Here is a 13,118-nt window from a genome sequence, read left to right on the forward strand (position 1 = left end):
TCTACCGTTTTACTTAAATTTAGGGTAAGAACCTAAAATTTTAAGAAAATCCGTTTTACCATTTAACTTGTTTAATACTGTAATAATATGATTATCGCATCTATGACCTTCTATGTCAACCCAGAATACATATTCACCAAATTTTCTTCTTGAGGGTCTTGACTCTATTTTTGTCATGTTTATATTTTCATCCGCAAATACACCAAGTACCTTGTATAGGCTTCCCGGTGTGTTGCTAACCGAAAATACAATGGATGTTTTGTCATTCCCCGTGATTTCACTATCCTTATGTGAAAGGACTATAAATCTTGTATAATTTTCTTTAACATCCTGTATATCTCTTGCTAGTATCTTCATCCCATAAATTTCAGCCGACCTTTCATTTCCGATTGCCGCAGCAGCACCTTTATATTTTGCTTCAAGAACAGCTTTAGCAGTACTTTCAGCTGTGATAAGCCGTGCCTGAGGTATATTTTCTTTTATGAATTGTCGGCACTGTGCCAATGCTTGAGGATGGGATATAATATACCGGATATTATTTAAATCGATTAAATCACAAGCTATCAGGCAATGGGATATTGGTATAATTATTTCACCTTTAATCATCAAATCTTCCGCATCATTTATCAGCATATCCAATGTCACATTAACAGAACCTTCAATTGAATTCTCTATCGGTACAATTGCCTCATCACAAGCATTGCTGCTTAAACGGGAAATTATATCGGGTATTGAAGATACCTCTTCTATATCACATTTTTTAATATCTTTAGTATATATTAATAAAGCCTTTTCAGAAAATGTACCCTGTGGACCAAGATAGCATATCCGCATATTATACCCCCTTACAACAATGTTAGTGATATTTTAATACATAGAAATGATAAAAGCAAGAAAAAATATAATCCTTTCTACAAAGAAGGATTATTAAAGAACAAAGAAATATATGCAAAACTTTTATAATATCACAATGTTCTGACTTCACCACGGGGCAAGCCCCATGGGTTCTGATTTGAGTGTTTTATATGGTTTCTCCTAATTCGTACACCTGAAGGCTTTGGAATTAAGCACTCGCCACAGGGGAAACACTCGACGGACAAGCGACCCTCCAGCCACATTAGAATCCGTCTTCTCTCCTTACAGAGAAAGAGGTGAAGTCAAACCCCTCGTAAAAATGTATACTTGTGAAATATGCTTATGAAATTTCTTTAACTTTCTTATTTTTATCAAATTTAATCCCGCTGTTCATGACTATCCTCTTCTTGGTTTTTATTTCCTCTATGCGACGATTGTGCAATTCCAGAAATTGTCCAAAGAAAGCATCGCACAGTGTTTTGTCTGGATTCTGTAGGCTTTTGTCGGAACAATATAGAAGAAAGGCGGAATATAAGTCACGCTGGATTTTTGTCCCGTCAGGCAGTTCATGCCACCGCATCGACAGTTTTTTTTTGTTCGTATCGTCAAGGATATGGTCGTACTGGCTTGCTTTGAATGTCCAAGTGTTAACTTCCTTTACGATGCCTCCTGATGCCATAAACCGATATTTTGCCTGCTTGATGAAGTAACCGGGACTGCGTTTGAGAATGCTTTTACCGAACCTCTTCCGGCGGTTGAATTTGCCCGTTTTCTGGTTAATTGTTACTTCCTTGGCTTTCTTTTGTAATCCCTTAATATCCATGTACTCGATAATTAACTCGTCACCTATCGCACGTAAGCGGTTGATATCTTCATTATGGGCATACCTCCTGTTCGCCGCTGCCTTGCGGTGAAGCTCTTTAATCTTGGCGCGTTCTTTCTGGTATCGCTTGGAATATACCCAAGTTTTTTTACCTTTCTTTATACAGCCTTTTTCGTCATAGTTCTGAGGGTTGGTTGCCCGACGGGAACGGTCCAGGTAACGTTGCAAGAGGTAAATCTTATGCTCGCGGGAAAGGGTGTTTTCCGAACGCTCCGCCAGGTTTTTAAGGATTACATTTTCGTTACTGACTACAGCAAGAGATTGTGTTCCCACGTCACCTCCCATTCGACCAACTCCGTAAATATGGCGAAAAGAGCCATCTTTTTTGCGTCGTGGAACAGGTCTTCCTTCTAAAACAATCTGGATGTAGTATCTGATCCTGCCTCGTATTAACTTGCGGACAATGCGGTTATTGCAAACCCGATAGGTAGAGATTAAAGGCAGACCCATGTTATACAATTCTACGTTTTGACGGTCTATTTCATCTCCGTGCTCCATGTAGTGAGCGATATTTTCCAGCGTTTCCTTAACATACAGGTCACCTTTTTTGACAATAAGCGGGAATTCCATCCTACTAAAGCTTGCACAAAACGTACCGTCGGGATTGTGCTTTAAAATGATACACCTCTCGGACTGTTTCCCCTGAAAGGATATTAAATCATCTTTTTTGTAAAAATAAACTCTTTTCGCGTTTCGGAAAAGCAACCCCTCTATGGAATGCCATGCCATTTCGCAAACTGACCATACAGTTACGGCATCAGGCAGGATATATTTGGTGTTATGAAGGTACTCTCCATACTTACGGGCATATTCAAAGGTAACATTGTATTGGTTGCGCAGTGCTTCAAATTTTTTATTCAATTCCTTATTTTTTTTCTCAAGCTTTTGAAACTCAATAGTATCTTTCGTTTTTTCCATGAGGTCGCATAGTGAACGGTATTTCTTCGATGTCCGCTTGTATTCTTTCGTGCGAACCATCTGTTCATAATTTTTTAGCAACTGGCTCAAGACCGTATTGCGGACCACCCTGAGATGTTCTCCTATGCGCCGCATCTTCCAGTCCTGATAATCTAAAACCGCTAACTCAATTTCCACCACGTGGACGGGCATTGCGTTCCGCACTTTTTTCAACTGCTTTTCGTAATCAGTCTTCTGCTTTCGTTTTCGGCGGGTTTTCACCGGTTTAATGCTATGCATAAGAACACCCCTAATATTTATCCTTTTTATTTGATTATAGCACAAAACATATGTTTTGGGAATATTAAATTCGTTGTAAACATCAAAAAAGGCCATTCATCCTGAGGGCAAGCCCTCAGGTTTTCTGACCTAATTTCCTATAACCTATTTTTAATAAAATCAAAGGCTCTTGAAGCTGAATCAATGTCAATGAGTTTTCCATCAATCATGACAGCAAATGTATCTCCTATCGCTTCTGCTTCATGTACATCATGTGTAACATATAACACAGGTATATCAATATTTTTAAATACAAAATGAAACTCCGGCAAAAGTTTTTCCTTCGTTGCGGCATCAATGTCACTCAGAGGTTCATCTAAAAGCATGACTTGTGGAGCAGATACTAAAGCCCTTGCCATTGATACCCTGCTCTTATATCCACCGCTTAATCCATGAGGTTTGCAATTTAGATAATCTTTTAAGCCCAGCATATCAATCGTTTTTTCCACTGTTTCCATAGAACCCCGTCTGTTTTTAAAGGAATAAGTTATATTTTCCTTTATTGTCAAGTGATTGAAAAGGGCTGTATGTTGTGGAACATAACCGATTTTTCGATCTTCCGGCGGTAGTAATGTTACATCTCTTTCTCCTATGATTACCCTACCTTCATCAGCTCTTATTATACCGGCAACAATTTTAAGCAATGTAGATTTCCCGCTTCCATTTAATCCTATAATAACCTTTGTCTCAGATTTCACTTCTGTTGTTACATCTTTCAAAACCTTACGATTTTCAAAGCATTTACTTATATTATTAATCTTTAGCATTTTTGTTTCTCCTCGCATTTATTAAACTTAATAGTCCAACGATTGTCAAAGATAATAAGACACAAAAGGCACTGGCTACAACCGCTACATCAATTTCACCTTCTTCTACTTTAGTAAAGACATAAGATGCTAAAACTTGAGTAACACCCGGAACATTTCCTCCAAACATTATAATGGCAGCAAATTCACTTATGGATCGAGCGAAGGTTAATACAAGACCTGAGAATATAGGCTCTCCCAAAGAAGGAACCACAACCCGCAGATATGCTTTACTGGGAGTATCTCCCAGTGTGCGGGCCACATCAATTATCTCCGGTTCTATTTGATCTACACCGGCAGATATAGCCCTTGCTGCCAGAGGATATGAAACAAAAAACATGGCTAATACAACAGAAATCATCATAAACGCTAATCCCGTATTGCCAACGAAGCCAAAGGCATTACGTCCAAAGGCTAAAAGCAGGGCAAGTCCGGCTACGGTATGCGGTAAAGCAACCGGTAAGTCATTCATAAAATTAGCAATTTTGTATAAATATGAGTTTCTGGCAAAAAGATGGTAATAACCAAACCCTAAAGCTGTTATGAGAGCTACTATAGAGGCTGCAAATGCAGCCTCTATAGTATTTTTTACACTTTGCCAAAATAGTATATCGTGAAAGGTTTTAATAATACCTATACTATTAACATGCCCTAATAACGCGGCAATAGGATAAATTACCAATAGAAAAAACAATGGAATAAAAATAACACTTATAATATTATTTCTCATTCTTTATGACCTTCCAGCCGTACTTTGTAAATTTATCGGTATTTTTATTAACAGTATTCATAAATTCTTCTGCCAGCTTTTCATTTCCACCTTTGATAATAGCTGCCCCTTCGATAATTTCACCCGTATATTCCTGAGGTATTACCTCAACATATTCCAAATCAAACGCTCTAGCTACACTGCTGTAAATTAAACCTGCATCAAGCTCATTTTTCTGAAGCATAATAGCAAGCTGATTTACCGTTGCAGGACGGGCTTTGAGATTGCCTGAAGAAACCAACTTATCCCAAATATTCATCTTTTTTAGAGCTCTTTCAGTATAAACACCTACTGGTGCTTTAGTGTCAGACACCCCTACTATTACCCCCGGTTTTATCAAATCTGTTACACTTTTAACTTTATTTTTACCTGTTTGTGACACTGCAAGCACCAAATTGTCTTGCAAGAATTTTTGCCCTTCAGCCAGTTTCCCATCAGCCTTAAGCTTGTCTACATAAAGCCAGTCTGCCGAAAAATAGAGGTCGCAAGGCTGCCCCTCTTTGATTTGTGTGTAAAGTCCACCGGAAGCCCCATAACTTGGTACTACCTTTGCACCGGTTTCTTTTTCAAAGATTGCGATAACCTCATCCATAGGTTTTTTAAGCCCTGCTGCTACATAAAGATTAAGTTTTTGACCTTTAAATGAAGCTGTTGTTTCCTGTTTATTGTTCTTAAGTGTATTTGTTGTATTTTTATCAGTTTTCGAACTACACCCACCAAATACAATCATTGCAGTCACTAAAAAAATAAGTAAAAGGTTTTTAACATTAAACATCTTTTTCCCTGTTGCTTTGTCAAATTTTAACATTTTTTTTATTGTCCCCCTCTTTCTAAAAATTCTTTACAAAATACATTAAATTTTTTACAAACCTCTGCAATAATCATCACCTCCTTTCAGTCAATTTTTCCGTTTTCGTTGTTTAGAATCATATCTATAAGTTATTTATAGATTAAAAAAACACCTTCCGAAGAAGGCGCAAAAAACATCATTTTAAATGTTGTGCAAACACTAAAATCCTTCTCCTTTCCAAACGGGAGGCATTAACGTTTCCATTAATACCCTAAGACGGTCTTTATCTCATAAGATAATCCCCCACAGACATAAAGACTCGGAGATTTATATTTTCAATTTTTGATTTTTCTCTAAGCTTATTGATAATAGTATATCAACTAATCATATTTGTCAAGGATGTTTTACAATTTATAACAGTTATTTCCCCTTTACTTTTACAGATATATTTTTTATGGCATCCTTCAACATCATAGTCCCTCCCCCTTGACTGACTACCTCAAGAGCCTTTTTGGGCTCAACAACTAAACTTCCGGCAAGTTTCGTAACATTATATCCTTCAAATGCTTCATAAGACATGGTGGTTGACGGACCGACTATATAAACCTCCCTTGCATTTTTACACATTTCCAAAATATGATCGATTGTCTTATTTATTATTGCAGTACCTGTAATTATAACCACATCACATTGTGGCAGGTACATTTCAATTGCCCAATCAGGAACCGTAGTTCCTTCATATTTCCCTGAACGTTCAAATACATAAGTTTTTGCTCCTGTCTGCTTTACAACATTTATTATAGGTCGGAAATAACCTACCATACCAAATGTATCATAAGAATTTAAATTTTTTACCTCGTTGATAATATTACCCGTTTCATATTCTTGAATGTCACTGTGAATTACAGCATTTATTGCTGCTACTCCAATTGTAGATTTTAATATATTATCCTTCTTTCCCCAGCAGATTACCGAATTGCAATCCCGTCCAATCATGCTTCCCACTTCTTCCAACTGTCCACAGCAAGGTCCAAGTTCATTAATGAAAGTATATGCCAAACCCGAACTTCCATCGTCCAACATAACACAGGTATAACCTACACCTATTCGAATATCCTTAATCTTTCTCCCATTTGACCTTTCATTGGCAATATCAATTAATTTATCAATTATCATTAAATCTGCACCTCTTTACCTTGGATTTTTAAAAATATCTTATTTCTAATTTATGTTTAAGCTTTTCTTTTAAAAAATATTTATATCTTAGAGAAAAATGAATTATTTAATAATTAAAGGATTTCCTGTTGATAAACCATATCTTTTATAATCGCCATTGTCCCATAATTATAAAGCATTCTGCATAAACATTCAATACTGATGTCGGCTCCACTTGCAACATGTGTTATAATGCTTCTGCTGCCAACCGCAGCACTTTTTATTTTATTCATCTGCCCGATGGTATTTTCCGGTATTTCCATAAAAGGTCCTTCATAAGGATATGGCTTATTTTCATCGTCCTCTATATAATATTTATAACCGGGTGGATAACCATTATATTGAAGATGTTTGCCTGTGGTTATTGCGAGATATTGATTAGCATCCTGCTCATACGTATACCATTTTATGCTGTTTTTGCACAAGGTATATTGCCATTTAAAATCCTTTTCCCCTATCCCCTCTAAAAGAATAAGAGCAATTTTTCGATTATCCAGATTTTCTTCAATGACTTTTTTAACATCAATAATAGAATCAATACCATCTAAAGGTGTATATAATGGTATCGTCGTATTTTTTGCAGGAACTTTATAAATTGTCCTTGCTAAGCTTCCACATGCCTTAAATGTATATCCTTCTTTAGCTATAAGCAAATAATCCGGAAATCTTTTAATAAAATCTTCTCTTCCACCAAATTCATCCATAAACTTTTTTTTGCTTATTATTTTTTCTATTTCCGGAATACCAGCTAAATAATCAAGGTCTTTTGACGTTGCATCAAATAATCCGCCATAGCAAGAGGACATTCCGCCGCAAAAAGCAATTCCGTCAATATTTGATAAATCTATAAAACCCCTTAACGGCACTAAATCACCAAGTCCAATTATTACCGGAACAAAATCAGTATTTTTTAAAAAATTCTCAACGCTTTTAAAAAGATAATTTATTATTCCTATCATTTCATAGTTGAAAATCTCTTTGAATCGAGAGATAAAATAAGGCTGTGCATAACTTAACAACATAAAATCAGGCTCATATATCTCATTTATCCTCATTGCCATATTACTTACCCAATCAATGCTCCTTAATTCAAAGTCTCCGGGATAATAATCCTGTGCAATGATTTTTTTTATTTTATCAATAGATTTTAAATCAATATCAATTTTATCACCGGTTTTTAAATCAACCATAGTTTGCCATTCCCTGACATCAATAATCCCAATCGCCATTTTATCCTTCCTCCCTCGAATTCCATTTTATATATTCCCCATACAGGGGTATTGTCTTGCCGCATACCGGACATTTACCATTATTAAGAGCATATTCCGTTAATTTTGCGCCACATCCCCCCAAAGCGATTCTCTTTATTATCTTCCCGCCACATTCCGGACAAAAGGTACTTACCCAATCAGAACCTGCAAAATTGCTAAAATATATATAAGGTAAAACCTTTCTTGCCTCCTGCAAGGCATTGCTGACCTCATAGATATTTGGATATTGTAAATTCTGCATCTTGTATTCCGGTAAAAGCCTAAATACATGCCATGGTGTTTCAGGATTTATGCTGCTTATAAATTCGGCAATAAGCGGGATTTCTTTATCATTTATGCCTGAAACTATAGGTGTGGTAATTTCTATATGACATTTTTTTGATAGCTCTCTTATATTACGCAATATAGGCGACAAATCATCTATACCTACATACCTCTTATAAAAACCTGAACTGAATGACTTTAAACTGACATTAATAAATTGAAAGGTTCCCTTGAAAATCTCAACTACTTCTTCTGTGATGTATCCATTTGTAAGACATCCCATTGGTATACCCTCTTTTTTTGCCAGTTTTCCTACTTCTATGGCAGACGGCAAAGAAACTGTTACCTCATTAACACCAAATACGATATTATGGCATCCTGTTTTTTTAGCTATATCAATAATTTTCTCAGGCTCTAATCTAAATACAAAAACATCATTTGGATCACTTTTTGCAATATATGAATTGATGCAGTAATGACAGTCCAAATTACATCCGATTCCGCCTATCAATAAAGAACAGCTTCCCGGATATGCATGAAAAAAAGGTATTGATTCAATATGCACAGCCGCATATGTTGAATAACAATGTGGAAACTTTTCCACTATATCACCTTTATATTGGGTATACATACCGCATATTCCTACCTGACCTTCTGAAATATTGCATCTATGCTCACAGTATAAACACTTCATAACACCAATCCTTTCTGTTAAAATAAGGATTCTAAAAACTCCTTATCAGGAAATATAAACTTATTTTTATTATCTATATTAATAAGGTCTATTTTCAAATTATACAGTTGCATTATGTTTTCCTTTGTAATTATTTCTTCCTTACCGCCTTTTTTGATTATTTTTCCATCTTTCATTAAAAATATTTCATCACAGAACATCAGGGCAAGATTAGGGTCATGTAAAGACAGTAAAACAGATTTGTTTAAACTTTTAGCAATTTTCTCAATTACTGTAAGAACCAAAAGCTGGTTTCTAAAGTCTAAGGATGCGGTTGGTTCATCTAATATCATTACTTCACCTTCCTGTGCCAATCCCCTTGCTATCAATACCATTTTCTTCTGTCCGCCGCTTAAATGTGTAAATGGCTTGTCTTTTAAATGCTCAATTTTTAAAAGCTTAAGATAGCTCAATACAATTTTTTCATCTTCTTTTTTAGGTCCTTCAATAAAATTCACATGGGGATTTCTTCCCATTAAAACAACATCAAAAACCTCATATGGAAAGTTTATTGAAAATTCCTGAGGAACATATGACAAAATTTTGCTTCGCTCCTTTAGAGATTGATTTGATATATTTAGACCGTTTAATTCAACTAAACCTTCCTTAGGTTCCAAAATGCCCATAGCTATTTTAAGCAGCGTTGATTTTCCTGATCCGTTAGGACCCAAGAAGCATCCTATTTTATTATCCGTTAAAGTAAAATCAATGCCTTTTAAAATCTCTTTATCACCATATGAAAAATGAATATTGTCAATCTTTAACATAATACATTTTTCTCCTCTTGACCAGAATAAAAAATAATATCGGTGCTCCAATAAAATCTGTCATAATACTTAAAGGAAGTTCGGAAGCCACCAAACATCTTGCCAAGTCATCACATATCAACAACAAAACTGCACCAACAACAGCAGAAGCAGGAACTAATTTCTTATTATTTACACCTACTATTAAGCGTGCAATATGGGGACTGACAACCCCAATCCATGCAATCATTCCTGCAAGTGCTGTTGTAGCAGATGAAGATAAGGTTGCCAAAATAATGGCTGTTATTTTCCACCTGTTTACATTGACTCCCAGTGCTTTTGCCTCTTCATCCCCTAAGGAAAGTATATTGAATATCCATCCCATCGAAAGAAGACCTACAATACCAATAATCATCGGAAAAGCAGCAATACTTAGATCTTTCCATCTAACCCCTGAAAAGCTTCCCAGAAGCCAAAATACAATAGTAGGAAGCTTATTGTAAGGATCGGCAATATATTTAAAAAGTCCTACAAAACCTGCAAAAATCGCTGAAACGACCATACCTGCCAGAATTAAGCTTAACAAGCTTTTCCCAATTAAACTTCCCAATTTATAAACTAATATTACCGCAATTATTCCAAATATAAATGATGAACCTTGTATTATATATGGATTAAACGGAAAAAATAATATTGCAAGTACCGCTCCAAAGGCAGACCCAGTTGTTACACCAAGAATATCAGGACCTGCAAGATAGTTTCTAAACAAGCTTTGAAATGCAACCCCTGCTAATCCTAAAGATGCTCCTGCCAAAGAAACTGCTATTATTCTTGGAAATCTAACATCAAAGAGGATAATTTTGCTGAATCCATTTAAAGAAGAAAATGGAGAAAACCACAATCTTCCTAAAAACAAAGAAAGAAAAATAACTAAGCAGCAAAAAATAATTATTTTTTTCACTATGATTTCCTCCCAAGATATAAATCCTTCATTTTATTCGTTCGTGATTAAATTACCATTAATTTGAACTTTATCAATATTCAAACCAAAAAAGGTTTTATAAAAATCTTTTGCCTTATCTTTGATGTTTATATCCTTAAATTCATTTGGATGCAAAACCTTTGCCGCCCAATATAAACCCAATGGCCACTTAGGACATGGATCTATCCAGTTGTCCCCATCATTCGGAACAAGAAAAACCTTTCCGTCTTTAACTGCATTTATCTTGCCCCATGCAGGGTCTTTCAATATTTCATCTTTTGTTTGCGCAGCCGATTTATCATATTGTATTATCATGATCATATCAGGATTCCATTTGACTGACTGTTCAACATCTATACTTTTTTTACCAGATAAATTTTGTGAAACAGAAGTACCTCCGGCTATTTCAACAAGCCTGCTTTGAAACATATCACCACCCATAGTCATATATGAATGGTCTTTTCCACTATAATACATGATCAAAACCTTTGGCTTCGTTGTTCTTTGAATTTTATCCTTTACATTTTGTTCAGCTTTCTTGTAATAGTCTACAATGTTTTGAGCCTGTTTTTCCTTTTGAAAAACCTTTCCCAACATTGATACCGTATTATTTATGTCCTCAATGCTTTCTACTTTTGTGCAAATTACCGGTATATTGAGACTTTCTAGCTGTTTTACATCCTTATTATTTGCCTGCCAATAACTACAAAGCACAACATTTGGTTTTTCTTTTGCGATTTCTTCGACATTTGCTGTTTTTCCCCTACTTGCTTTTGTCATCACATCAGGGTCTACAAGCTTATAAAAATCTGTACCCCAAAAACCTCCAGCGTAAAATTTATCACCTTCACCAAGAAGATATACAAATTGTGGAATCATTCCATATATACTTACTATTTTCTTGACAGACTCCTGAATTTTTACTGTTCTTCCAACAGCATCCTTAACTTCAACATATGACACCTTTGTTTCCTGCGGAGCTTTAGTTCCAGAACATCCTGTTGCAGCAAAAACAATTAAAAATATAAGCAATCCAACTAGACTCGTTAATTTCAATCTTCTTTTTTTTAATTCTTTCATTCATATTTCCCTCCATATTTTTAATCAGTAGCAATTTATCAATTATTACTGCAATCTTTTATAATAAGAAAATTAAAACTCCACTAAAAAAGTGGAGCACAACAAAACCTGCTTGATTTAATCAGGTTGCATACACCACCTCCTTGTAAAATATGTGACAGTAAGGCATACTCGTTTCCAAGGATACCCCGTGAGCGTAAAACTCAGGCCAATCACCATAGATTATTTTCTCCTTAGGTTGAATTGGCTCGGAGATGTCGATATTATTTTTTTAACACGATAAACTAATAAAATTGCAGTAATTGCTACTTATTAAGAAAATAACATAGTTTAATTATTAAGTCAAATTATTTTTATCAATACCATACAGTTTAACTAATCAAGAATCGATAATATTTCATCTTTATTTATCTCAAAGATATCTACTTTTCCGTATCCAACCGGAAGTACAAATCTAATCTTATCATTTTTATTCTTTTTGTCATGCCTTATAAGTTCTACAATGTCTTCTTTATGGAGTTCGCCATATTCAACGGGTAAACCGGACTTCTTTATCAAAGCACAAATTCTATCAAAATATTCTTTATCTATCAGACTCTTTTTAAGGGACAGTTTAGCTGCATATACCATTCCAATTGCAACAGCTTCACCATGAATATATTTTTCATATCCTGTTAATGCTTCTATAGCATGTCCTACTGTATGTCCGTAATTTAAGATTTGTCTTAATTTTTGTTCTTTTTCATCCAATGAAACAACCTTCCCCTTGATTCCGCATGATTTTTTTATAATATGTGTAATCATATCATCGTTTAAATTAAGTATCTCATCCATATTGCATTCCAGATATTCAAATAATTCCTTGTCCCATATTACACCGTATTTTATTATTTCTGCTAATCCCCCAAGTATTTCCCTTTTATTTAAGGTTCTCAAATTGCTTGTATCTATATAAACCATCTTTGGCTGATGGAAAGCGCCGACGATATTCTTACCACCCCTTAAATTAACACCAACTTTTCCTCCTACACTGCTATCTACCTGTGCAAGAAGGGTGGTGGGTATCTGAATAAAATCTACACCCCTCATATATGTAGCTGCTGCAAAGCCGGCTATATCCCCCACTACTCCTCCGCCAAGGGCAATTATCGAACCATCTCTTAAAAGCCCGCTTTTATAGATGTCTTCTAAAATATTTTTTAACATATCAAGATTTTTGCTGCTTTCACCTGCAGGTATTACAAATTTTGATACATCAAACCCAGCATTATTTAAAATGGCTTTTACTTTCTCATAATATAATGGGTATACGTTGGTATCTGTTACAAGGAAAATCCTTTTGCTTTTGGTATGTCTGCATACCACCTTACCTATGTCATCAAGCATGTTATTACATATATATATCGGATATGAACGGTCTTTTAAATCTATATTGATAACCTCCAAAATATCTTCCCCTTTTTATTAAAATATACTTTAATCTATAGT

12 protein-coding genes and 2 riboswitches are annotated in these 13,118 nt (G+C 35.2%); all 12 genes read right to left on the bottom strand.

Features of this window, described 5'->3' with window-relative positions:
• Positions 1–9: 9 nt before the first annotated feature.
• Entirely contained in the window at positions 10–834 is an 825-nt protein-coding gene (gene pheA, locus AC0LWJ_RS05225) for a prephenate dehydratase (protein WP_474237508.1), read from the bottom strand.
• A gap of 361 nt (positions 835–1,195) precedes the next feature.
• Entirely contained in the window at positions 1,196–2,935 is a 1,740-nt protein-coding gene (locus tag AC0LWJ_RS05230) for a nuclease/transposase family protein (protein ID WP_474237509.1), read from the bottom strand.
• A 137-nt stretch (positions 2,936–3,072) separates the two neighbouring features.
• Positions 3,073–3,741, bottom strand: a complete 669-nt coding sequence (locus tag AC0LWJ_RS05235; protein WP_474237510.1) for an ATP-binding cassette domain-containing protein — start codon at positions 3,739–3,741, stop codon at positions 3,073–3,075.
• A complete protein-coding gene (locus AC0LWJ_RS05240; RefSeq protein WP_474237511.1) occupies positions 3,728–4,510 on the bottom strand; it encodes an ABC transporter permease in 783 nt (260 codons plus the stop codon). Before AC0LWJ_RS05240 ends, AC0LWJ_RS05235 begins: the two co-directional genes overlap by 14 nt.
• Entirely contained in the window at positions 4,500–5,357 is an 858-nt protein-coding gene (gene modA / locus AC0LWJ_RS05245) for a molybdate ABC transporter substrate-binding protein (protein ID WP_474237512.1), read from the bottom strand. The genes AC0LWJ_RS05240 and modA overlap by 11 nt, the downstream gene beginning before the upstream one ends.
• Positions 5,358–5,553: 196 nt before the next feature.
• A riboswitch (molybdenum cofactor riboswitch) is annotated at positions 5,554–5,676 on the bottom strand.
• Positions 5,677–5,759: 83 nt separating this feature from the next.
• Positions 5,760–6,515, bottom strand: a complete 756-nt coding sequence (locus AC0LWJ_RS05250) for a Rossmann-like domain-containing protein (RefSeq protein ID WP_474237513.1) — start codon at positions 6,513–6,515, stop codon at positions 5,760–5,762.
• Positions 6,516–6,628: 113 nt separating this feature from the next.
• A complete protein-coding gene (locus AC0LWJ_RS05255) occupies positions 6,629–7,783 on the bottom strand; it encodes a hypothetical protein (RefSeq protein ID WP_474237514.1) in 1,155 nt (384 codons plus the stop codon).
• Position 7,784: 1 nt separating this feature from the next.
• Complete coding sequence (locus AC0LWJ_RS05260; RefSeq protein WP_474237515.1) at positions 7,785–8,783, bottom strand: radical SAM protein; 999 nt, start codon at positions 8,781–8,783, stop codon at positions 7,785–7,787.
• Positions 8,784–8,800: 17 nt separating this feature from the next.
• Positions 8,801–9,589 (bottom strand): ABC transporter ATP-binding protein, encoded by a 789-nt coding sequence (locus AC0LWJ_RS05265; RefSeq protein ID WP_474237516.1) that lies wholly within the window; start codon positions 9,587–9,589, stop codon positions 8,801–8,803.
• Complete coding sequence (locus AC0LWJ_RS05270) at positions 9,576–10,529, bottom strand: FecCD family ABC transporter permease (RefSeq protein WP_474237517.1); 954 nt, start codon at positions 10,527–10,529, stop codon at positions 9,576–9,578. Before AC0LWJ_RS05270 ends, AC0LWJ_RS05265 begins: the two co-directional genes overlap by 14 nt.
• Positions 10,530–10,562: 33 nt before the next feature.
• Positions 10,563–11,630 carry an ABC transporter substrate-binding protein gene (locus tag AC0LWJ_RS05275; protein ID WP_474237518.1) on the bottom strand — a complete coding sequence of 356 codons (1,068 nt, stop codon included), beginning with the start codon at positions 11,628–11,630 and terminating at the stop codon, positions 10,563–10,565.
• Between the two features lie 123 nt (positions 11,631–11,753).
• Positions 11,754–11,896, bottom strand: a riboswitch (molybdenum cofactor riboswitch).
• A 109-nt stretch (positions 11,897–12,005) separates the two neighbouring features.
• The gene (aroB, locus tag AC0LWJ_RS05280) at positions 12,006–13,076 is read right to left on the bottom strand and encodes a 3-dehydroquinate synthase (RefSeq protein WP_474237519.1); all 1,071 of its coding nucleotides are present in this window, start codon (positions 13,074–13,076) and stop codon (positions 12,006–12,008) included.
• Between the last annotated feature and the right edge of the window lie 42 nt (positions 13,077–13,118).

The sequence above is a fragment of the Aceticella sp. 75b-Ac genome (genome assembly GCF_056032965.2).